The sequence below is a fragment of the Streptomyces sp. NPDC052101 genome (assembly GCF_040680235.1).
GTDB lineage: Bacteria > Actinomycetota > Actinomycetes > Streptomycetales > Streptomycetaceae > Streptomyces.
Genome location: NZ_JBFAWH010000012.1, coordinates 136,851 through 157,583, shown reverse-complemented (window position 1 = coordinate 157,583; position 20,733 = coordinate 136,851). Strand labels below are relative to the sequence as shown.

Annotated in this window: 22 protein-coding genes; 16 read left to right on the top strand and 6 right to left on the bottom strand. The window is 70.9% G+C overall.

Translation table 11 applies throughout. The features are described from left to right. Positions 1-152: 152 nt before the first annotated feature. Positions 153-1,139: a DMT family transporter gene (locus tag AB0L75_RS22455; RefSeq protein WP_365183473.1), complete on the top strand. Its 987-nt coding sequence runs from the start codon at positions 153-155 to the stop codon at positions 1,137-1,139. Here the strand turns inward: AB0L75_RS22455 and AB0L75_RS22450 are convergent. Together AB0L75_RS22450 and AB0L75_RS22445 are read right to left on the bottom strand one after the other, a co-directional pair. After that, positions 1,027-1,917: a LysR family transcriptional regulator gene (locus AB0L75_RS22450; RefSeq protein ID WP_365183471.1), complete on the bottom strand. Its 891-nt coding sequence runs from the start codon at positions 1,915-1,917 to the stop codon at positions 1,027-1,029. The two genes, AB0L75_RS22455 and AB0L75_RS22450, sit on opposite strands and share 113 nt — an antisense overlap. After that, positions 1,917-2,225, bottom strand: a complete 309-nt coding sequence (locus tag AB0L75_RS22445) for a PLD nuclease N-terminal domain-containing protein (RefSeq protein WP_365183468.1) — start codon at positions 2,223-2,225, stop codon at positions 1,917-1,919. Before AB0L75_RS22445 ends, AB0L75_RS22450 begins: the two co-directional genes overlap by 1 nt. 75 nt (positions 2,226-2,300) lie before the next feature. Between AB0L75_RS22445 and AB0L75_RS22440 the strand changes: the two genes are divergently transcribed. From AB0L75_RS22440 to AB0L75_RS22405, 8 genes are all read left to right on the top strand, one after another. Further along, the gene (locus AB0L75_RS22440) at positions 2,301-3,752 is read left to right on the top strand and encodes a menaquinone biosynthesis decarboxylase (RefSeq protein WP_365183465.1); all 1,452 of its coding nucleotides are present in this window, start codon (positions 2,301-2,303) and stop codon (positions 3,750-3,752) included. Then, on the top strand, positions 3,749-4,651 hold the full coding sequence (gene mqnP, locus AB0L75_RS22435; RefSeq protein ID WP_365183463.1) for a menaquinone biosynthesis prenyltransferase MqnP: 903 nt from the start codon (positions 3,749-3,751) through the stop codon (positions 4,649-4,651). The genes AB0L75_RS22440 and mqnP overlap by 4 nt, the downstream gene beginning before the upstream one ends. Before the next feature lie 142 nt (positions 4,652-4,793). Beyond that, complete coding sequence (locus AB0L75_RS22430; RefSeq protein ID WP_365183460.1) at positions 4,794-5,441, top strand: UbiX family flavin prenyltransferase; 648 nt, start codon at positions 4,794-4,796, stop codon at positions 5,439-5,441. A 119-nt stretch (positions 5,442-5,560) separates the two neighbouring features. Then, complete coding sequence (locus AB0L75_RS22425; protein WP_365183457.1) at positions 5,561-6,016, top strand: Lrp/AsnC family transcriptional regulator; 456 nt, start codon at positions 5,561-5,563, stop codon at positions 6,014-6,016. A 90-nt stretch (positions 6,017-6,106) separates the two neighbouring features. Further along, the gene (mqnE, locus tag AB0L75_RS22420) at positions 6,107-7,270 is read left to right on the top strand and encodes an aminofutalosine synthase MqnE (protein ID WP_365183455.1); all 1,164 of its coding nucleotides are present in this window, start codon (positions 6,107-6,109) and stop codon (positions 7,268-7,270) included. A 57-nt stretch (positions 7,271-7,327) separates the two neighbouring features. Then, positions 7,328-7,852: a GNAT family N-acetyltransferase gene (locus AB0L75_RS22415; protein ID WP_365183453.1), complete on the top strand. Its 525-nt coding sequence runs from the start codon at positions 7,328-7,330 to the stop codon at positions 7,850-7,852. A 75-nt stretch (positions 7,853-7,927) separates the two neighbouring features. Next, complete coding sequence (locus AB0L75_RS22410; RefSeq protein ID WP_365183451.1) at positions 7,928-8,236, top strand: DUF4229 domain-containing protein; 309 nt, start codon at positions 7,928-7,930, stop codon at positions 8,234-8,236. Positions 8,237-8,246: 10 nt separating this feature from the next. Next, positions 8,247-8,897: a TetR/AcrR family transcriptional regulator gene (locus AB0L75_RS22405; RefSeq protein ID WP_365183449.1), complete on the top strand. Its 651-nt coding sequence runs from the start codon at positions 8,247-8,249 to the stop codon at positions 8,895-8,897. 195 nt (positions 8,898-9,092) lie between these two features. Here the strand turns inward: AB0L75_RS22405 and AB0L75_RS22400 are convergent, their stop codons facing one another. Then, entirely contained in the window at positions 9,093-9,899 is an 807-nt protein-coding gene (locus tag AB0L75_RS22400; protein ID WP_365183446.1) for a MaoC/PaaZ C-terminal domain-containing protein, read from the bottom strand. A 320-nt stretch (positions 9,900-10,219) separates the two neighbouring features. On the opposite strand from AB0L75_RS22400, the gene AB0L75_RS22395 reads away from it, so the two are divergent. Both AB0L75_RS22395 and AB0L75_RS22390 read left to right on the top strand, forming a co-directional pair. Beyond that, positions 10,220-12,109: a long-chain fatty acid--CoA ligase gene (locus AB0L75_RS22395; RefSeq protein ID WP_365183723.1), complete on the top strand. Its 1,890-nt coding sequence runs from the start codon at positions 10,220-10,222 to the stop codon at positions 12,107-12,109. Positions 12,110-12,298: 189 nt separating this feature from the next. Continuing rightward, positions 12,299-13,180 (top strand): LysR family transcriptional regulator, encoded by an 882-nt coding sequence (locus AB0L75_RS22390; protein WP_365183445.1) that lies wholly within the window; start codon positions 12,299-12,301, stop codon positions 13,178-13,180. On the opposite strand, the gene AB0L75_RS22385 is transcribed toward AB0L75_RS22390, so the two are convergent. Further along, positions 13,131-13,595, bottom strand: coding sequence for an ATP-binding protein (locus AB0L75_RS22385; protein WP_365183442.1), 465 nt, complete (start codon positions 13,593-13,595; stop codon positions 13,131-13,133). The two genes, AB0L75_RS22390 and AB0L75_RS22385, sit on opposite strands and share 50 nt — an antisense overlap. Before the next feature lie 110 nt (positions 13,596-13,705). On the opposite strand from AB0L75_RS22385, the gene AB0L75_RS22380 reads away from it, so the two are divergent. From AB0L75_RS22380 to AB0L75_RS22360, 5 genes are all read left to right on the top strand, one after another. Continuing rightward, positions 13,706-14,569 (top strand): helix-turn-helix transcriptional regulator, encoded by an 864-nt coding sequence (locus AB0L75_RS22380; protein ID WP_365183440.1) that lies wholly within the window; start codon positions 13,706-13,708, stop codon positions 14,567-14,569. Continuing rightward, on the top strand, positions 14,566-14,838 hold the full coding sequence (locus AB0L75_RS22375) for a DUF397 domain-containing protein (protein WP_365183437.1): 273 nt from the start codon (positions 14,566-14,568) through the stop codon (positions 14,836-14,838). The genes AB0L75_RS22380 and AB0L75_RS22375 overlap by 4 nt, the downstream gene beginning before the upstream one ends. 44 nt (positions 14,839-14,882) lie before the next feature. Beyond that, entirely contained in the window at positions 14,883-15,557 is a 675-nt protein-coding gene (locus tag AB0L75_RS22370) for a hypothetical protein (RefSeq protein WP_365183434.1), read from the top strand. Positions 15,558-15,633: 76 nt separating this feature from the next. Beyond that, positions 15,634-16,428 carry a BTAD domain-containing putative transcriptional regulator gene (locus AB0L75_RS22365; RefSeq protein ID WP_365183432.1) on the top strand — a complete coding sequence of 265 codons (795 nt, stop codon included), beginning with the start codon at positions 15,634-15,636 and terminating at the stop codon, positions 16,426-16,428. Between the two features lie 138 nt (positions 16,429-16,566). Continuing rightward, a complete protein-coding gene (locus AB0L75_RS22360; protein WP_365183429.1) occupies positions 16,567-19,608 on the top strand; it encodes a BTAD domain-containing putative transcriptional regulator in 3,042 nt (1,013 codons plus the stop codon). A 76-nt stretch (positions 19,609-19,684) separates the two neighbouring features. Here the strand turns inward: AB0L75_RS22360 and AB0L75_RS22355 are convergent, their stop codons facing one another. After that, positions 19,685-19,876, bottom strand: coding sequence for a hypothetical protein (locus AB0L75_RS22355; RefSeq protein ID WP_365183426.1), 192 nt, complete (start codon positions 19,874-19,876; stop codon positions 19,685-19,687). A 151-nt stretch (positions 19,877-20,027) separates the two neighbouring features. Beyond that, positions 20,028-20,699, bottom strand: coding sequence for a class I SAM-dependent methyltransferase (locus AB0L75_RS22350; protein ID WP_365183424.1), 672 nt, complete (start codon positions 20,697-20,699; stop codon positions 20,028-20,030). Positions 20,700-20,733 lie beyond the last annotated feature (34 nt).

Genomic DNA, 20,733 nt, shown 5'->3' with positions numbered 1-20,733 from the left:
ACCGCCCTGCCCGCGACCCACCCACCCGTGACCGCCCCGCCCGTGACCGCCCCGCCCGCGACCTGCAGGCATCGGTCGCGTCGATGGGGGCATCGGCAGTGGCCCGCAGTGGCCCGTGGATCGCCGGCCGGCGCGGGCCTAGCGTCGTCGGCATGACACCGGAACTCAAGGGCACCGCCCAGTTGACCACCGCCATGATGCTGTCCGGCACACTCGGCGTCTTCGTCGTCGAGTCGGGTGCGTCTCCCTTCGACGTCGTCTTCTTCCGTGTGCTGTTCGGCGCCCTCGCCCTCGGCGGCTATGTCACCGCGCGCGGCTGGCTGCGCGACCACGGCTTCACCCGCCGAACCCTCGGACTCGCCGTGCTCGGCGGGGTGTTCATCGTCTTCAACTGGGTGCTGCTCTTCCAGTCGTACGAGAACACGTCCATCTCCGTGGCCACGGTGGTCTACCACACGCAGCCCTTCTACGTGGTCGTGCTCGGCGCCCTGCTGTTCCGGGAGCGGCTCACCGCCGCGAAGGTCGGCTGGATCGCGGTGGCCTTCGCCGGCCTGATCCTGGTGTCGGGCGTCACCCCCGCCGACTTCGCGAGCGGCGGATCGTATCTGCTCGGCATCGGCCAGGCCCTCCTCGCCGCCCTGCTCTACGGCCTGTCCACCCTGGTCACCATGGGGGTGCCCCCGCGCGTTGAGCAGCGGGGGAGGATCACCGGGGTGCGCCCGCACCTGATCGCCCTCGTCCAGGTCCTGGTCGGCATCCCGCTCCTGCTCCCCTTCGCGGACTTCGGTGCCATGAGCGGCACCGGCTGGGGCTGGGGCTGGCTGGCCGGACTCGGCCTGATCCACACCGGCGTGATGTACGTCCTCATGTACGCCGCGTACGCCAAGCTGCCGACCTCGAAGATCGCCGTGCTGGCCTTCGTCTACCCGGCGGTCGCGATGCTGATGGACTGGCTGGTCTACGGCCACCACATCGGGCTCGTCCAGGCGCTGGGCGTGCCGCTGATCGTCACCGCGAGCCTCAAGGTCACCCTGGCCCGTCCTGCTCGGCGACCAGCCGCCGCGCCTGCTCCACGAACAGCCGCGCATGCGCCGGAAGCCGCTTCCCGGCCCGCCACGCCAGCTGCGTGCGAAGTGTGAACGGCGGCTCCCAGGCCAGTCGTACGAGAGAGCCCTCCGCGAGTTCGGCGGCGACCGTCACCTCGGGCAGCAGCGTGATCCCGAGGCCGGCCGCCGCCGCGCGCTTGGTGGCCTCGATCGTGCCGAACTCCATGAACTGCACCGGCTTCAGCGCCGTCAGCTCCCGCTCGAACAGGTCCCGGTAGGCGCAGCCCGGCTCGGTGGCCAGCAGGGGCTGGTTCGTCAGGACGGCCGTGGTGACCGCCGCACCGGCCAGGGCGTGGCCGCGCGCCGCCACCAGCGCCAGCGGCTCCACCGCGAGCACGGCACTCTCCAGCCCCGGGTGCTCGGTCTCCTCCTCCATCAGGAACCCGACGTCGTAGCCGCCCTGACGCAGCGCCTGCCGGGTCTCGTCGCCGATGGTGGTGCGCAGCGCGAGCCGTACCCCGGGGTGGCGGTGATGGAAGTACTCCAGCAGCGGCGGCAGCCGGTAGGAGGTCAGGGACTCCATCGTGCCGACGGTCAGGGTGCCGGAGGGCTCCGCCGGCTCGACCACGGCCGCCCGGGCCTCCTCCGCCAGCTCGATGATCTGCCGGGCGTACGGCAGCAGCCGCTCGCCGGCCTCGGTGAGCCGGATCCGGCTGCCGAGCCGGTCGAACAGCTCGACGCCGAGGGCGGACTCCAGGGCGCGGATCTGACCGGTCACGCTGGACTGCGCGTAGGACAGTTCGGCCGCGGCCCGGGTGAAGCTCAGCACCGTGGCGACCTTCTCGAAGGTGACGAGCAGCCGGAGTTCCATCAGCCCTTCCCGGGATCGTCCTTGTCGAGGGACTTGAGGAACTCGGGGTTGTCGTCGGGGGCGACCCAGTTCGCGGCGGTGTTCCGGTGCCACGGCGAGGGCGTCGGACCGCCCGCCGGCCCCTGCCGCACCTTGCCGGTGATCAGCCAGGCGACCGGGCCGACCAGCACCTCGCCGAAGAACAGGATGATGACGACCCACGCCAGCTTCGGCAGATGCCGCACCTCTTCCTCGGGGGTGTTCAGACAGTCCACGAAGGCGTAGATCCACAGGGCCAGGACCAGCAGGAACGGCAGATACCCGAGCATGGCGTGCGATCCCCCGACGAAGTGAGACGGCCCCGGTGACCGGGCCAGGGTAGCGGGTGGCAGATACTGGGACACATGGCTTACGACGATCTTCGCTCCCTGCTGCGGGCGCTGGAGCGCGAGGGCGACCTCAAGCGCATCAAGGCCGAGGTCGACCCCTACCTGGAAGTCGGGGAGATCGTCGACCGGGTGCAGAAGTCCGGCGGCCCGGCGCTGCTCTTCGAGAACGTGCGCGGCTCGGACATGCCCCTCGCCATGAACGTCTTCGGCACCGACCGCCGCCTGCTGAAGGCGCTGGGCCTGAAGTCGTACGGCGAGATCTCCGAGAAGATCGGCGGGCTGCTGCGGCCCGAGCTGCCGCACGGCTTCGTCGGTGTCCGGGAGGCCTTCGGCAAGCTCGGCGCGATGACCCACGTGCCGCCGAAGAAGGTCAAGGAGGCTCCGGCGCAGGAGGTCGTCCTGCACGGCGACGAGGTCGACCTCGACCGGCTCCCGGCCCTGTTCACCTGGCCGAAGGACGGCGGCTCCTTCTTCAATCTGGGCCTGACCCACACCAAGGACCCCGAGACCGGCATCCGCAACCTGGGCCTGTACCGCCTGCAGCGCCACGACAAGCGCACCATCGGCATGCACTGGCAGATCCACAAGGACAGCCGCAACCACTACCAGGTCGCGGCGAGGAGGGGTGAGCGGCTGCCCGTCGCGATCGCCTTCGGCTGCCCGCCCGCCGTCACCTACGCCTCCACCGCCCCGCTCCCCGGCGACATCGACGAGTACCTGTTCGCCGGTTTCATCGCGGGCAGGCGGATCGAGATGGTCGACTGCAAGACGGTCCCGCTCCAGGTCCCGGCGAACGCCGAGGTCGTCCTGGAGGGCTGGCTGGAGCCGGGCGAGATGCTCCCGGAGGGCCCCTTCGGCGACCACACCGGCTTCTACACCCCGCAGGAACCGTTCCCGGCGCTGAAGATCGACTGCGTGACCATGCGGAAGCGCCCGCTGCTGCAGTCCATCGTGGTCGGCCGCCCGCCCACCGAGGACGGCCCGCTCGGCCGCGCCACGGAGCGCTTCTTCCTCCCCCTCCTCAAGATCATCGTCCCGGACATCGTGGACTACCACCTGCCCGAGGCCGGCGGCTTCCACAACTGCGCGATCGTCTCGATCGACAAGAAGTACCCGAAGCACGCGCAGAAGGTGATGCACGCGATCTGGGGGGCGCACATGATGTCCCTGACCAAGCTGATCGTGGTCGTGGACGCCGACTGCGATGTGCACGATCTGCACGAGGTCGCCTGGCGGGCCCTCGGCAACACGGACTACGCCCGCGACCTCACCGTGGTGGAAGGCCCCGTCGACCACCTGGACCACGCCTCCTACCAGCAGTTCTGGGGCGGCAAGGCGGGGATCGACGCCACGAGGAAGTGGCCGGAGGAGGGCTACACCCGGGACGGGGGCTGGCCGGACATGGTCCTGTCGGACCCGGATACGGCGGCCCTGGTGGACCGCCGCTGGAAGGAGTACGGCCTGTGAGCAGCGCCTCTGCCGCGATCCCCCAGCCGGGACGCACGAAGGCCTTCCTGCGCCTGGTGATGATCGAGCACTCGATCTTCGCGCTGCCCTTCGCGTACATCGCCGCTCTCACGGCGATGTACCAGTGGGACAAGAGCATGCACTGGGGCCGGCTGCTGCTGGTCACGGTCTGCATGGTGGGTCTGCGCACGTTCGCGATGGCGGTCAACCGGATCATCGACCGGGAGATCGACGCCCGTAACCCGCGTACGGCGCACCGCGAACTCGTGACCGGCGCGATGTCGGTCCGGCACGCCTGGACGGGCGCCCTGATCGCCCTGGTGGTCTTCCTCGGCGCGGCGGCCCTGCTGAACCCCTTGTGCCTGGCCCTGGCCCCGGTCGCGGTCATCCCGATGGTGGTCTACCCCTACGGGAAACGCTTCACGAACTTCCCGCAGGCCATCCTCGGCCTCGCCCAGGCCATGGGCCCGGTCGGCGGCTGGCTCGCGATCTCCGGTTCCTGGTCCTGGGACGCGGTGATCCTGGGCCTCGCCGTCGGCATCTGGATCGGCGGTTTCGACCTGATCTACGCCTGCCAGGACGTGGAGACCGACCGCGAGATCGGCGTCATGTCGGTCCCGGCGCGCTTCGGCATCCCGGCCGCGATCTGGGGCGCGCGGGCCTGCCACACGCTGACGACGGCCCTGTTCGTCTGGTACGCGCTGGCCACCCATGCCGGCACGTTCTTCTGGCTGGGCCTGCTGATCGTCGCCGGTGCCTTCCTCTACGAGCACCGCATCGTCCGCCCCCACGACCTGTCCCGCCTGAACAGGGCGTTCTTCTCGACGAACGGCTTCATCGGGATCTCCTTGTTCGTGTGCGCCTTGATCGATCTGCTGGTACGGGGTCTCAGCCTGTAGTCCCTTCGGGTGACGGTCGCCCGGGCGGGCGGCCGGCTCGGCAGCTCGTCGGGCCGCCCGGCCGGCCACTGCCCCCACCCGGCCTGAGCGGTTCCCGACCGACCGGTACGCTCAAGGTGTGAACGCAGGAGAAACGCAGCGCGTGCCTTGGATCGTGGGGGTGTCCGGTGCTTCCGGGACGCCGTATGCGGCAGCCGCTCTGCGGGCGCTGCTGGACGCGGGGGAGTCGGTGGACCTGGTGGTCAGCCGTGCCTCGCGGCTGACGCTGCTGGACGAGACGGGTATCGCGTTCCGCGACGCCCACTGGCAGGACGATCTGCGCGAATGGCTGGCCCGGGGCGCCGACGGCAAGCCGGGGACCTTCGACGCGGACATCAGCGGGGTGCGGTACTGGAACGCGGGCGATCTCGCGGCCGGACCGTCCTCGGGGTCGTACCCGGTGAAGGGGATGATCGTCGTGCCCGCCTCCACCGCCTGTGTGGCCGGGGTGGCGCTCGGCCTGTCCAAGGATCTGCTGCAGCGTGCGGCGAGTGTCACCCTGAAGGAGCGCCGGCCGCTCGTCGTGGCCGTACGGGAGACCCCCTTGAACGGCCAGACGCTGCGCCATCTCGTCGCGCTGGACGACGCCGGTGCCACGGTCGTACCGGCCTCGCCCGCCTTCTACGCGGGCGCCACGCACATCCAGGACCTGGTGGACTTCGTCGCCGGGCGGGTGCTGGACGCGGCCGGCGTCGAGCACGGCCTGTACCGGCGCTGGCGGGGTGAGCTGGGCGGCGGAACGGCCGACTAGCCGGGCAGGCCGCGGCACCCCGCAGCACATCGCACCACCCGCTCGACCCCGTACTACTTCGCACCACTTCGCACTACCTCTCATCAACTCGGAACTCTTCAGCGGAAGGCTTCGATCGCATGGACGCGGTGGACAGGCAGCTCATCCAGGCCCTGAGGGAGAACGGCCGGGCCTCGTACGCGGAGCTGGGGCGCCTCGTCGGCCTGTCGGGCCCCAGCGTCACCGACCGCATCAACCGGCTGGAGGCGGCCGGTGTCATCACCGGCTACCGCGCCACGGTGGACGCGGCCTCGCTCGGCCTCGGCGTCATCGCGCTGATCGGCATCTCGCTCTCCGACGCCGCCGACCACGAGGACGTCGCCCAGCGGCTGCGGGACCTGCCGGAGATCGAGGACTGCTGGTTCATCGCCGGCGACGACTCCTTCATGCTCAAGGTGCGGGCGACGGACGTGGACGGTCTGGAGCGGATCATCCGGCGGCTGTCCGGCACCAAGGGCGTCTCCCGGACCCGGACCACCGTCGTGCTCTCCACCAAGTGGGAGAACCGGGTCGGAGAGCTGCCCGAAGAGGCGTGAACTCGAGGCGCGGAGCGCCGATTGGGGGCACCTCCCGCCCGAAGGGTGGGGGAGTACGGTTGGGTCGAGTTGTCGTAGAAAGGTGTAGGCATGGACGTCGGGCTCAAGCGCGAGCTGGAGGAGAAGGTCCGCTCCGGTGAGCGGCTGACCCGCGAGGACGGCATCGCGCTGTACGAGTCGGACGACCTGGCGTGGCTCGGCGGCCTCGCCCACGAGGTGCGCACCCGCAAGAACGGCGACGTGGTGCACTTCAACGTCAACCGGCATCTGAACATGACCAACGTGTGCACGGCCTCCTGCGCCTACTGCTCGTTCCAGCGCAAGCCGGGCGAGAAGGACGCGTACACGATGCGCATCGAGGAGGCCGTCAAGCTCGCCAAGGCGATGGAGTCGGAGAACCTCACCGAGCTGCACATCGTCAACGGCCTGCACCCGAACCTGCCGTGGCGGTACTACCCGCGCTCCCTGCGCGAGCTGAAGGCCGCCCTGCCGAACGTCTCCTTGAAGGCCTTCACGGCGACGGAGATCCACCACTTCGAGACGATCAGCGGCCTGTCGGCGTCCGAGATCCTGGACGAGCTGATCGACGCGGGCCTGGAGTCCCTCACCGGCGGTGGCGCGGAGATCTTCGACTGGGAGGTCCGCCAGCACATCGTGGACCACCGCACCCACTGGGAGGACTGGTCCCGCATCCACCGCCTGGCGCACGAGAAGGGCCTGAAGACCCCGTGCACCATGCTCTACGGCCACATCGAGGAGCCGCGCCACCGCGTGGACCACGTCCTGCGCCTGCGTGAACTCCAGGACGAGACGAACGGCTTCCAGGTCTTCATTCCGCTGCGCTACCAGCACGACTTCGTGGACCTGAAGGACGGCAAGGTACGCAACACCCTCCAGGCCCGCACCCAGATGGCGACCGGCGCGGAGGCGCTGAAGACCTTCGCGGTGTCCAGGCTGTTGTTCGACAACGTCCCGCACGTCAAGGTCTTCTGGGTGATGCACGGCGTGCAGACCGCCCAGCTGGCCCTCCAGCACGGCGCGGACGACATGGACGGCTCGGTCGTCGAGTACAAGATCACGCACGACGCGGACAACTACGGCACCCCGAACAAGCTGACCCGCGAGGATCTGCTGGACCTGATCCGCGACGCCGGATTCCGCCCGGTGGAGCGCAACACCCGCTACGAGATCATCCGCGAGTACGAGGGTCCCGACCCGGAGCGCCGCGAGTCCCCCCAGCCGATGCGGGTCTGACGCCGCGCGGGTGGCTTTTCCCTGGAGGGGCATGCGGGTAATGAATAAGATGCCTGCATGCCCCTTACTTTCACGCTGGACCCCGCCATCACCCCCGACCTGCGCGACGGCCTCCTCGACCTGTGGACGGACGTCTCCAACGCGGGCGGCGCCGTGGGCTTCGTACCCCCGGTGAACCGGGAGGAGGTCCGGCCGGAGCTGGTGAGGCACTTCGTGGCCATGGCCGAGGGCCGCCACCGGCTGCTCCTCGGGTGCGACGAGGCGGGCGCGCCGGCCGCGACCGCCTTCTTCTCCTTCAACACCCACCGGCTCCAGCGGCACTGGGTGTGGCTGTACACGGTGATGGTCCACCCCCGGCACCAGGGCAAGGGCTACGGCCGCGACCTGCTGGCGGCCGCCGAGGACGCCGCCCGCGACTTCGACGGCATCGGCGCGATCCGGCTGACCTGCCGCGGCGGCCTCGGCCTGGAGCGGTTCTACGGCTCCTGCGGCTACAAGGAGGTCGGCCGCATACCCGGCGCCATCCGGGTCGCGCCCGACGACGACCGCGACGACGTGATCATGCTGCGGCCACTCGGCTGACCCCCCTGCAAGATCCCTTCCAGGGCGTGCTTCACTGGACGATGACCCCTTTTGGAATCGGACGAGTGGATTGAGATGCTCCGCTACACGCTGATGCGCCTCGGCGTCTTCGCCGGCTGCCTCGTGGTCGTCTGGGGAGCCGTCTACTCCGGCATCTTCCCGCGTGGTTTCGGCGACTCCAACTTCCTGTGGGTCCTGCTGCTCTCCCTGATCCTGTCCGCCCCGATCAGCTGGGTCGTGCTGCGCAAGGAGCGGGACCGGGCCTCGGTGCGGATCGTCGGCAGGGTCGACCGGATGAAGGCCAACCTGGAGGCCAACCGCAGCCAGGAGGACACCGCCGACGACACCGCCCGGGCGCAGGGCGAGGCGGCCGCCTCCAACTAGTCTTGCCCTCATGGGTGGGGCGAGGACCAGACGGATGCCGCGTGCGGTGCGGGAGCAGCAGATGCTCGACGCTGCCGTGCGGATCTTCGGGCAACGCGGCTACATGGCCGCCTCGATGGACGAGATAGCCGAACTCGCGGGCGTCTCCAAGCCGTTGGTCTATCTGTACCTGACTTCGAAGGAATGCCTGTTCACGGCCTGCATCCGGCGTGAGGCCGCCGCGCTGACCCAGGCCGTCCGCGCCGGGGTCCGCACGGACCTTCCCGTCGACCGCCAGCTGTGGGACGGGCTCCGGGCCTTCTTCGCGCACACCGCCGAGCACCCCGACGCCTGGTCCGTGCTGCACCTCCAGGCCCGAACGCACGGCGAGCCCTTCGCGGCCGAGGTCGCCGCGATGCGCGAGGAGATCGTCGCCTTCGTGACCCGGCTGGTCGCGGTCGCCGCCCGCGAGGCCCACCGCGATCCCGACCTGCCCGAACACGAGGTCGCGGGCCTCGCCGAGGCCCTGGTCGGCGCGGCGGAGTCCCTGGCCACCTGGGCCAACACCACGGAAGGCGTCACCGCCGGCCAGGCCGCGTCCACTCTGATGAACGTCACCTGGTCGGGTCTGGGCAACCTGATGCGGGGCAACCATTGGACTCCGCCGGCTGAGCAGGTCTAGCGCCGTCGGGCGCCTCGCCGTTGCCGGGTGCGGGTGTGTGGTGGGTTGCTCGCGCAGTTCCCCGCGCCCCTTCAGGCAAGCCGCTGCTCGCCAACCCAAGGGGCGCGGGGCTGTGTCGATATGCGGCTACCGCCGCGTGGGCGCGACCAGCCACGGACTACCCGCACCCGGCAACGGCGAGGCCCCCGACGGCGCCTAGCCCACCTCCCCGGTCAGATGCAGTCGCCCCCCATCGCCCCGCAGCTCGAAGCGGCCGGCGCCGTCCGCCCCGTACCTCACCGCCGTAGGCAACAGCACCGGCGCCAGAAAACGCGCCCGCACCACGGTGGAGCCGCTCGTGCCGTGGGCGGCCAGGCAGCGGGCCACCGTCCACATGCCGTGCGCGATGGCCCGCGGGAAGCCGAAGAGGCGGGCGGTGAGCGGGTGAAGGTGGATGGGGTTGCGGTCGCCGGAGGCGGCACCGTACCGCCGCCCGATGTCCCCGGCGAGCCGCCACTCGGCGAGTACGGGAAGCGGGCGCGGCGGCTTCGCCCGTGACGCGGCCGGGGTGTCGGTCCGGTGCCGGGCGAGATATGTGCTCCGCGACTCCCATACGACGTCCCCGCCGGCCCGCATCTCCGTGACCACCGTGGCTTCCGTACCGCGCCGGTGCGGGGCCAGTCCCTCGACGCGCACGGCGAGTTCGTACTCATCGGCCGCCGCAAGGGCCGTGTGCCGGGTGATCTCGATCGACGTGTGGACGAGCCCCAGCAGTGGCAGCGGAAAGGCCCGGTCGCTCATCAGCCGCATGGCCGCCGGGAAGCCGAGGACATGGGGGTAGGTGACGGGCAGGGCGCTGTCCTCGGTGGGGAAGCCGCAGACGCGTTCGTACCCGGCCAGCCGGTCCGGATCGACCCGCAGCCCGGGCAGCACCAGCCGGTCGCGCGGGAAGTCCGCCTCGGGGAAGGGCCGTTTGAACGGCGACCGCACCACACCGCCCGCGAGATGCAACAACCCGCTCACCACGCCCGCCTCTCCCTGCTTACCCTGGAGTAAGGTTACCGTCGGTAAGTCTACGCCGCGCGGAACGGCCCCGGGCGCCCCACGGCGGAAAGCCGCCAAACGTGAGCCCCCGTCACATAACCCCCGACGCTGCACATCCCCAGCCCCGGACCACCCCCGAACCCGCACAAGCTCCGCACGGCGGACCCGTACGATCACCTCCCTAACCCGCGGTAACCCCTTTCTGCCAAGGTGCCGCAGGTACACGCACGTCAGAGGAGCCGCCCGTGTCCACCCCGTACCCGAACGCCCCGGTCTCCTCCGGCACCCCGGTCTCCGCCATCGACTACGACGGCCGCCCGGTCCTCGTGGAGCCCTGGGTCCAGCGGCTGGACGGCGCCGTACGGGAGGTGTCCGTACCGCCGTTCGCGCCCCCGGTCACCCACGGTTCCCTCGCGGACCTGCCGTTCGACAACGCCGAGGCGGCCCCCGACCAGGTCGTGCTCAGCCGCAGGCTCCCCGACGGCCGCTGGACGGACGTGACCGCCGCGCAGTTCGCCGAGCAAGTCCTCGCCGTGGCCAAGGGGTTCATCGCCGAGGGGCTGGTGTCGGGCGACCGCGTCGCCGTCATGGCCCGTACGACGTACGAGTGGACGCTGCTGGACTTCGCCGCCTGGGCCGCCGGCCTGGTCACCGTGCCGGTCTACCCCACCTCCTCGGTCTTCCAGACCCGCTGGATCCTGCACGACTCCGGCGCGGTCGCCCTGATCACCGAGTCCGTCGCGCAGGCCTCCGCCATCGGCCCCGAACTCCAGCACCTGCCCGATCTGCGCCATCTGTGGGTGATGGACAAGGAGCATGTGACCCGGCTGGCGGAGGCGGGGGCGCAGGTGCCGGACGGGGAAGTCGCCGTACGGCGCGGCATGCTGGGGCCCGACACCCTCGCCACGCTCATCTACACCTCCGGCACCACCGGCCGCCCCAAGGGCTGCGCCCTCTCGCACCGCAACTTCTTCGCCGAGGTCGACAACGCCATCGAGCTGCTCCACCCGGTCTTCAAGGAGCGGGGCGAGGAGCCGTCGGTCCTCCTCTTCCTGCCGATGTCCCATGTCTTCGGGCGGATGGTGGCCATCGCGTGCGTCCGGGCCCGGGTGCGTCTCGGGCACGCGCCGAGCCTGGCCGCCGAGGACCTGCTGCCGGACCTGGCGGCCTTCAGGCCGACAGCCCTGCTGACCATCCCGTACATGCTGGAGAAGGTCTACAACTCGGCCCGCGCGAAGGCCGAGTCGGGCGGCCGGGTCGCGGTCTTCGACCGGGCGGCGGCCGTGGCCCGGCGCTACGGCGAGGCCCTGGAGGCCCGGCAGACCGGCAGCGGCAGCGGCCCGGGCCGCTCCCTGAAGACCGCCCGCACCTTCTACGACCCGCTCGTCTACCGCAAGATCCGGGCCGCCATGGGCGGCCGTGTCCGCTACGCCATCTGTGGCGGCTCCCCGCTCGGCCGGCGCCTCGCCGCGTTCTACGCCGGCGCGGGCATCGAGATCTTCGAGGGCTACGGCCTGACGGAGACCACCGCCGCCACGACCGTGACCCCGCCGCTCAAGCCCCGCCTGGGAACGGTCGGTTGGCCGCTGCCCGGCACCCGGGTGCGGATTGCGGCCGACGGCGAGATCCTCGTCTCCGGCGACCATGTCCTGCGCGGCTACTGGGATCCGCAGGCCGGCGGGGTCGTGCCCGCGACCCGGGACGGCTGGCTGGCGACCGGAGACATCGGCGAGCTGGACGACGAGGGCTATCTGACCATCACCGGCCGCAAGAAGGAGCTGCTGATCACGGCGGGCGGCAAGTCGGTGGCGCCGGCCCCGCTGGAGAACTGGCTGCGCCAGCACCCGCTGATCTCCCAGGTGATGCTGGTAGGAGACGCCCGCCCGTACGTCGCGGCCCTCATCACCCTCGACCCCGACGGCGTCACGCACTGGCGGCAGATGATCGGCAAGCACCCGGTGCCACCAGAACTCCTGGTCGGAGACCCGGAGTTGGAGGCCGTGCTGCAGCGTGCGATCGACGAGGCCAACAAGCTGGTGTCCCGGCCCGAGTCCATCCGCCGGTTCGCCGTGCTGCCCGTGGACTTCACCGAGGAGGCCGGCCATCTGACCCCCTCGATGAAGCTCCGGCGCGAGCGGATCACGGCCGCCTTCGCCCGCGAGGTGGAGGGGCTGTACGCCGGGCGGTGATCCGGCCCGGGGGACCTTGGGGAACGGTCGGCACCCGCTCCTCGCTGCTCTCGCGTCGTCCGGACTCGGCGGGACGGGGAGCGGGTTGCCGCCTGGGTCGGTCACGGCCCGTCCTCGATCCTCGTACGCACCTGACACTGAGTCAATCCTTGGGTTTCCTCTCCATCCTCAAGTGTTAGCTTGGGTCTCGTGACCCTGGACGACCTCCGTGTGTTCGTGGCCGTGTGCCGCGCCGGCAGCCTCAGTTCCGTCGCGCGGGACCTCGGCTGCACCCAGTCCGCCGTCAGCCAGCATGTGAAACGGCTGGAGCGGGAGACCGGGGTGGCGCTGCTGGAACGGCAGCCGCGCGGAGTCGTCCCGACGCAGGCCGGACACATACTGGAGGCTGCCGCCGCCGAGGGGATCTCCGGACTCGACCTCGCCGTACGGCAGTTGCGCGATCTCATCGACGGTCACAGCGGCTACGTCCGCGTCGCCACCGGCGCGACCACGGTCCGGCACTTCATGTCCGACGCCGTGGTCGCCTTCCGCCGCCGACACCCCGAGGTCAACCTTGAATTCCGCACGGTCAGTTCGGGCCGGAGCAGCTTCGACGCCCTCGCCGATGGCACCCTCGACCTCGCCTGGGTCACCATCGGCCCCCCGGTCCGCGGCATCGACCAGCGCACGGTCGCCGAACTGCCCTGGCTGCTCGCCGTCCGCGCCGACGACCCCCTCGCCGCACGGCCGGATCTCGACCCCGCCGAGCTGCGCGACGTCCGCCTGATCCGGCTCCCCCCGAACTCCACGTCCGCCGTCCATCTGGAGGCGGCCTGCACCGAGCTGGGCGTCCGCTTCAGCTACGACACGAGCGTCGCCGACTGGGACACGGCGTTGCTGCTGGCCGAGTTGGGGGTCGGGCGGGCGGTGGTACCGGCCGTACCCGGGCTTCCGGTGCCGGGGGAGGGCGAACTGCGGCTCGTCCCGCTCCCGGGGTTGCGTCCCCTGCCCGTCGGCTGGGCCGTCCGCCGCTGGGACGCCCTCAGTCCTCCGGCACGGGCCTTCGCGGACACCGTCGCCGCCATGAGGTGAGCGGGAGTTCGGCCCAGACCGTCTTGCCGACGGCGCGCTCGGCTACGCCCCACCTGGCCGACAGCACGAACACGATGACGAGTCCGCGCCCGTTCTCGTCCTCCGGCCCGCCGTCCAGAAACCGCAGTTCCCGATCCCCCCGGGTGTCGCTCACCTCGATACGCAAGGTGTCCTTCTCCGGCAGCAGCACCAGCTTCAGTTCGAAGTCCCGTCCGGGCACACGACCGTGGGTGACGGCGTTCGCGGCGAGTTCGGCGACGAGGAGCTGAGCGGTATGGCTGGGGTCGCTGTCGTGCGGATATCCCCAGGTCGCGAGCTGGGTCGCCGTGAGGCGACGGGCCAGGCGGGCACCGCGCGGGGTGGAACTGAGCCGTTGGCTGAGTTCATTTGTGGGGGTGGAGATTTCCAGATTCACGTGACCGAGCGTGGTCACTTCTCTCTACTCTGACCAGGGGAGTTCCGGCGACTGTGCGTAGTCGTACGGGTGCGGTATGTCTGGTGTACGGGTCGTCGGTGGAGGGTGGCGTGACAGAAGAGACGGAGCGGAAGCCGGAGACGCCTGCGGAGGAGAACGGGGCGGCGGGGGTCTTCGCTGTAGTGGGGCGGCAGTTGAAGTTGCTGCGGGAGAGGGCGGGGCTGAGCCAGAAGGAGTTCGGCAGTCTCGTGGGGTACGGCCCCGACCAGATCTCCGCGATGGAGAGGGGGGTACGGACGCCGAGGCCGGAGTTCCTCCAGAGGGCCGACGAAGTCCTCGGCGCGGAAGGGCTGTTGACGACGGTCATCCCCCAGGTAGAGGAGGCGATGACGAAGGCACGGACGCGGCATCCCGAGTGGTACCGGGGGTATGCGGAGCTGGAGGAGCAGGCTACGTCCCTGCACGTCTACAGCAACCTGTTAGTGCCGGGGCTTCTTCAGACGGAGGGCTACGCCGAAGCAGTGTTCTCGCAGTGGCGGCCGTTGCTGAGCGAGGAGGCGATCGAGAAGCGCCTGGCTGACCGGATGGCTCGTCAGCGGAAGTTCGACATCTGGCCATCCGCCACCTTCAGCTTCGTGCTCGACGAGAGCGTTCTGCTGCGCCCAGTGGGCGGCCGGGAGGTGCACGCGGGCCTGCTCCAGAACCTGCTGCGGATCGGCGGCCTGCGAACTGTCGAGCTTCAGGTAATGCCGATGGACCGCGAGGAGCAGCCCAGTATGGACGGCCCGTTCAATCTGCTGACGGTCCGGAAAGGGGAACAGGTAGCGTACGTGGAGATCCACACGTATCCACGGCTCATCACCCATGCGGAAGAAGTGAGCGTCCTGACTGAACGCTATGGGCTCCTGAGGGCGCAAGCCCTGCGTCCCAGTGAGTCGCTGGACCTGATTGAGAAACTGCGGAGCCGACTATGAGAACTGTCGAACTCAGCTGGTTCAAGAGCAGCTACAGCAGCGGTGGAGGCGGCGAGTGCCTCGAACTCGCCTACACCTGGCGCAAGTCCACCTACAGCAGCGGCGAAGGCGGCGAATGCCTGGAGCTGGCCGCCCACCCCTCCGCCATCCACATCCGCGACTCGAAGCAACCCCCCACCGCCCCCCACCTCACCCTTTCCCCCTCCACCTGGTCCGTGTTCCTCGCATCGGTACCCGGTGGGGACCAGAACGGTAACCCCCGCTCATAGGCTCCCTTTCGCCCCCTCGCCGACTCACGCCCCCGAGCAGAGGCATGAACGAAGACAAAGACGTACGCCGGATCTTCCTGCTGAACCCGGACCCGCGTCTCCTCCGGGAGGCTTCCCGCGCCGGAGTCCAAGTGCGCTGGGCCCGGGCCGACTTCCGTGACGAACGGACCCTGCGTCCGCTGCTGGACGAGGCCGCGACGGCGGGGCTGTTCGTCAACCCCGCCCGCTCCCTCGTCCTGCTCGCGGACCCGGACGCCGTACGACGGCTGGTCCGTGACAACCGGCTCTCGCCCGAGCCCGACGCCGCCGAACTGGCCGCGGGCGCGCACCTGAGCGTGGAGACGCTGAGCGTGCACGGGATGCACCATGCCGTGGGGATCACGGCCCGCGGCCCCGACGGGTTGCCGCGTCCCGCGCCGCTGTCGGAGGACGCGGCCGCCGAGGTGCGGGCCGCGGTGACCGCGCTGCTGGACCTGACGGGGTACCAGTACGGGCCCGCGCACACGAGCGTCGTGCTCACCGCGCAGGGGCCGGTGATCAGCGGGTGCCGGGCCGGGCTCGCCCCGGATCCGGTGCCCGAACTGCTCAAGGCGGCCACGGGGTTCGATCTGGTGGCCGGTGCCCTGGAGGTGCTGTCCGGACGGCTGGTGGACCCGGCCCGGCGGGGTGCGTCCCTGACGGCGCTGGTCACCGGGAACGGATCGGGAACGAACCGGTAGAGCCTGCCCGCACTGTTGGTATGTCGCCGGAAGAAGGACGACGACGCCAGCGACATCAACAGGAGGCGGAGTCAGGATGCTGAAGTTCTCGATCCTCGGGGCACTGCAGATCCGTACCGTGTCCGGTCCTGCGGAGATCTCCGGTGAGCTGCAGCGCACCCTCGTGCAGACGCTGCTGGTCAGCGAGGGGCAGCCGGTGTCGGGGGAGAGCCTGGTCGAGGAGATGTGGGGCGAGGCCGTACCCGACAACCAGGCCAACGCCCTGCAGGCGCACATCAGCCGGCTGCGCCGCAAGCTGCGCGGGCTGGAGCCGGACCGGCCCGCGTCCCGGGTGACCATCCACCCGTCCGGCTACCGGCTGACCGTGGCCGAGGGCGAGCTGGACGCCGCCGAGTTCATACGGGCCGTACGGCAGGCCGAGGCGGCCGAACCGGGCGACGCGGAGCGCTCCGCCCGGCTGCTCAGGGACGCGCTGGGGCTGTGGCGCGGGCCGGTGTTCGGCGGGTTCGCGGGCGGGACGCTGTGCCAGCTGGCGGGCGCCCGTTACGAGGAGTACCGGATGCGGGCGATGGAGCTGCGCTTCGACGCCGAGCTGAGGTCGGGTCGGCATGCGGCGGTGCTCGCGGAGCTGGCCGAGGCGCATACGAACCACCCCCTGCGGGAGCGGTTCTGCGAGCAGCTGATGATCGCCCTGTACTGCTCGGGACGGCAGGCCGACGCCCTGGACGTGTTCCGCCGGATGCGGGCCCATCTCGACGTCGAACTGGGCATCCAGCCGTCCCCGGCGCTGCGCCGGGTGGAGAACGCGATCCTCTGCCACGACCCCGCCCTGGCGGGCGATGCGCGCACGACCCTCCTCCAGCTCGCGTGAAGGTGGTTAGCTGTCCGGAGCCGGGCTGGGCGCCAGGACGGCGGAATACTCTCCTCCGTGCCGCTTGTTCGGGTACAACCTAGGTGGCCCCGAACATCTCGGGCCTGGAGGTGAGACGGGGCGGGGGGGGACGCGTTCGTGGAATCGGCGGCAACGGGTCGTCCTGTCGTACGGTTCAACATCCTCGGACCGCTGGAGGGCTGGCACGGCGACCGCCGGCTCCGCCTCGGCAGCCCGACCCACGAACGCGTGCTGGTCACCCTGCTGCTGGAGCCGGGCCGTATGGTGCCGGTGTCCCGGCTGGTCGCCGCCGCCTGGGACGACGAGCCGCCGCAGACCGCCAGCCACCAGATCCGCAAGGCCGTCGCGGCGCTGCGCACCCGTGTCCCGGACGGCGCCTCCGTGATCGTCACCGACGGTGCCGGATACCGGGCGATGCTCGGCGAACAGCAACTGGATCTGCACGAGTTCGGCCAGTGGGCGCGCCAGGCCCGGCAGGCGGTGGCCGACGGGCGGTCCGCCGAGGCGGTCGGGCATCTGCGAGCCTGCCTGGACCTGTGGCGCGGGCCGGTCATGGCGGGCGGGGGCGGCGGGGTGATCTCGGCGGCCTCCGCGGCGCTGGAGGAGCGGCACATGGCGCTCGCCGAGCAGTACTTCGAGTTACAGCTCGAACTCGGCCAGTCCGCCGAACTGGTCGGCCCCTTACGGGAATTGGTCACCGCGCACCCGCTGCGGGAGACCCTGCGCGGCCGGCTGATGCTCGCCCTGTACCGGGCGGGCCGACAGGCGGAGGCGCTGGAGGAGTTCGGCCGGGTGCGCGCGCTGCTCGTGGAGGAGCTGGGCATCGACCCGGGCGCCGAGCTGACCCGGCTGTACGAGGCGATCCTGCGCGACAGCCCCGAAGTGGCCCCGCGGGTACCGCAGTCCGTGGCCGACCGCGCCGCCCACCTCGCGCCGGCCGCCTACCTCCAGCCGTCCGAGTCCGCGCCCTGCACGCTGCCGTACGACCTGCCGGACTTCACCGGGCGGGAGTATGAGCTGGCCCGGATCCTCGACGTGGGGCGGGCCCCGGCCGGCCGGAGCACCCGGATCGTCGGCATCGACGGGATGGGCGGCAGCGGCAAGAGCGCGCTGGCCGTGCACGCCGCCCATCTGCTGGCCGCCGACTATCCCGACGGGCAGCTCTTCGTCGACCTGCGCGGGTTCAGCCCCGGCGAGAAGGCGCAGGAACCGGGCGCGGTGCTGCACTCCCTGCTGCGTGCCGTCGGTGTCCCGGACGACCGGATACCGGATGATCTGGAGCGACGCACCACCCTCTGGCGAACCGTTTCCGCACAGCGGAAGCTGCTCCTCCTCCTCGACAACGCCGCCGACGCCGCCCAGGTGCGCCCGCTGCTGCCCGCCGCCGAGGACTGCCTCGCCATCCTCACCGGCCGGGTCCGGATGCTCGACCTGGACGGTGCCGAATGGCTCTGCCTGGGACTGCTCTCGGCCGGGGACAGCGCCACCCTGCTGACCAGGATGCTCGGCGCCGACCGCACGAGTGCCGAACCCGAGGCCACCGCCCGCCTGACCCAGCTGTGCGGCGGACTGCCCCTCGCCCTGCGCATCACCACCGCCCGGCTGCGCAACCGGCCCCGCTGGACCGTGCAGTACCTGGTCGACCGGCTCGTCGACGAGACCCGGCGGCTGCGCGAGCTGAGCACCGGGGAACGCAGCGTCGAGGCCACGCTCCGGCTGTCGTACCAGGCGATGGAGGAGAACCAGCGGGTCGCCTTCCGCCTGCTCGGCCTGCACCCCGGCAGCGCCATCGACGTCCACTCGGCCGCGGCCCTGCTCGGCACGGACGTCCACGACACCGAGGACACCCTGGAGAACCTCCTCGACGCCCACCTGCTGGAACAGCACGAGGCGGGGCTGTACGGCTTCCACGACCTGGTACGCACCTACGCGATGAGCGTGCGGGAGGCCGAGGACGACGAGGAGGGCGCGGTCGAGCGCCTGGTGTCGTACTTCATGCTCGCCACCGACGAGGCCTGCCACACACTCTTCCCCGGCCGTGAGCGCTTCGGCGAATCACCGCCCGCCGGTACGTCCGAACTGCCCCGCCTGGACAGCGACGCACGAGCATTGGCCTGGTACGACCGCGAGTACGAGGCACTGCTCTCGATCGTCAACCACGCGGAAGCTCAGCGCCTGCACGGCCCGGCGGTACTGCTGGCCCGCAACCTCCTCTTCTACCTGGACCTGCGCGGTCGCTACGAGGAGTTCCGGGTGGTCGGCCGGATCGCGGTCGATGCCTGCCGGCAGCTCGGCGACCGGGGGCTGCTCAGCCTCAGCATGGGCAACCTGGCCGTGGCCCACTGGTGGCTCGGCGACTTCCAGGACGGCATCACCACCGCGCGCGAGGCCCTGGAGCTGACCGACGTCAACGACCTCCGTTCGGTGGCGCACTGCACCGACGTGCTCGGCCTGTTGTACGGGGCGGTGGGCCAGTTCGACGACGCCCGGGTCCACCTGGCCAAGGGCATCGCCCTGCACCGGGAACTGGGCGCGCCCGGACTGGAGGCCATCGCCCTCGCCAACCTCGGCACCGTGGAGACCTGGGCGGGCCGGTACGCCGACGGCGCGCGCTACGCGGCCCAGGCCACCGAGCTGAACCGGAGCCTGGGCGAGCGCAACAACGAGATCTCCTCGCTGACCTGGCTGGCCCTGGCCCACCTGGGTTCCGGCGAGGACGAGCGGGCGCGGGCCTGTCTGGCCCAGGCCCTCGAACTGTGCGACGAGTCCCGGAAACCGGGCAACGTGGCCTTCGTCCTCGCCCACTGGGCGCGGGTCTGCCAGCGGCTCGGCGAAGTACGCTCCGCCGCGGAACACGCCGAGCGCGCACTGGACCTGGTCTCCACGGAGGGCACGGCCCTGCGCCAGGCGGCCGTGGTCAACGTGGTCGGCCTGGTCCACCTGCGCAGCGGCGCCCCCGACCGGGCCCGGGACCTGTACCGGGAGGCCTACGAGCTGGCCTCCCGCCTCGGCTACCGCATCGAGATCGCCCGCGCCCTGCAGGGCATGGCGGAGTCGGCCGAGGCCCTGGGCGACGCACCGGAGGCGCGCCGCCATCAGCAGGCGGCCCAGGCGCTGTACGACGCGATGGGGGTGACGCAGGCGGGGCGACGGCTGTAGGCCGGTTCAGGCGCCGCCCACAAGAAACGGCACCGGCGGGCGTCCACCCGCCGGTGCCGTTTCCCATGGGGTGGGGTCAGGCGTGAACGCGGACCACGCTGGCCGGAGGCTTGTCGTCCGCCAAGGCCGGGCCTGTGTGCGAGGTGGCCATGTGCACCAGGCCGTGCTCCACGGCAGCCGCGGTTCCGGCAGTGATACCGAGCGTCAGAACACCCGCGCCGGTGAGCGTGGCCAGAACCGTCTTCGTACGCAGTGCGATAGTACGCATTGGTGTATCCCCCAGGAGAGACGGATCGATCCGGTGCCGCCGGGTTTCTCCCCGACGATGCGACCGATGCTCTTGGGCATCGATACCCATGCCGTCCCCGCTGGTTCCCGGAGCGGGGCGGGCCACCGGTACTCCTGGTTTCAATCGACTCTCAGGCGTCTGCGCCGGCCCCGTCACCGGGCTTCCGGGCGAACAGGAACGCCTGCCCGACGGACTCGGAGAGACGGCCGTCGGGTTCGCGGACCGTGCGCGAGCCGAGGGTGAAACCGGCGGCCGTGAGCAGCTCCGCCATCTGCTCCGGGCGCCTGCGGAGGAAGTCCAGCGTCACCGGGTGTCCCCACGGCCGGTCCAGCCGACGCGGCTCGCCGCCCGCCTGGAAGGCGAGGAGAAGATGCCCGCCGGGAGCCAGGACCCTTCGGAACTCGGCGAACAGCGAGGGCAGTTCGCCTGTCGGCGTGTGGATGCTGGAGTACCAGGAGACGACACCGCCCAGAGACCCGTCCGCGATGTCCAGGTCCAGCATCGAGCCCTGCTCGAACCGCAACGCCGGATTCTCTCGCCGGGCGACGCCCAGCATGGACGCGGACAGATCGACCCCGAAGGCGTCGAGTCCGAGAGAGCCGAGGTACGCGGTGACCGCGCCGGGGCCACAGCCGAGGTCGGCCACGGTCCCGGCGGGGCCGACCAGCTCGGCGAACACCCCGAGCAAGCCCCGCTCCAACGGCCTGTCCCCGAGCGGATCCCGAAAATGCTCGGCGTAGTCCTCGGCGACGGTGTCGTAGAAAGCGCGGGTGGCGGTCAGGAAGTCCTCGGTGTCGGTCATGGGGAGGGACCGTAACGGACCGCACTGACAACGC

Coding starts and splice junctions, on each gene's coding strand:
- AB0L75_RS22415 (WP_365183453.1), top strand. CDS start 7,328: ATGCCCCTTACTTTCACGCTGGACCCCGCCATCACCCCCGACCTGCGC.
- AB0L75_RS22425 (WP_365183457.1), top strand. CDS start 5,561: ATGGACGCGGTGGACAGGCAGCTCATCCAGGCCCTGAGGGAGAACGGC.
- AB0L75_RS22450 (WP_365183471.1), bottom strand. CDS start 1,917: ATGGAACTCCGGCTGCTCGTCACCTTCGAGAAGGTCGCCACGGTGCTG.
- AB0L75_RS22355 (WP_365183426.1), bottom strand. CDS start 19,876: ATGCGTACTATCGCACTGCGTACGAAGACGGTTCTGGCCACGCTCACC.
- AB0L75_RS22365 (WP_365183432.1), top strand. CDS start 15,634: ATGCTGAAGTTCTCGATCCTCGGGGCACTGCAGATCCGTACCGTGTCC.
- mqnE (WP_365183455.1), top strand. CDS start 6,107: ATGGACGTCGGGCTCAAGCGCGAGCTGGAGGAGAAGGTCCGCTCCGGT.
- AB0L75_RS22375 (WP_365183437.1), top strand. CDS start 14,566: ATGAGAACTGTCGAACTCAGCTGGTTCAAGAGCAGCTACAGCAGCGGT.
- AB0L75_RS22445 (WP_365183468.1), bottom strand. CDS start 2,225: ATGCTCGGGTATCTGCCGTTCCTGCTGGTCCTGGCCCTGTGGATCTAC.
- AB0L75_RS22370 (WP_365183434.1), top strand. CDS start 14,883: ATGAACGAAGACAAAGACGTACGCCGGATCTTCCTGCTGAACCCGGAC.
- AB0L75_RS22455 (WP_365183473.1), top strand. CDS start 153: ATGACACCGGAACTCAAGGGCACCGCCCAGTTGACCACCGCCATGATG.
- AB0L75_RS22410 (WP_365183451.1), top strand. CDS start 7,928: ATGCTCCGCTACACGCTGATGCGCCTCGGCGTCTTCGCCGGCTGCCTC.
- AB0L75_RS22440 (WP_365183465.1), top strand. CDS start 2,301: ATGGCTTACGACGATCTTCGCTCCCTGCTGCGGGCGCTGGAGCGCGAG.
- AB0L75_RS22350 (WP_365183424.1), bottom strand. CDS start 20,699: ATGACCGACACCGAGGACTTCCTGACCGCCACCCGCGCTTTCTACGAC.
- AB0L75_RS22405 (WP_365183449.1), top strand. CDS start 8,247: ATGGGTGGGGCGAGGACCAGACGGATGCCGCGTGCGGTGCGGGAGCAG.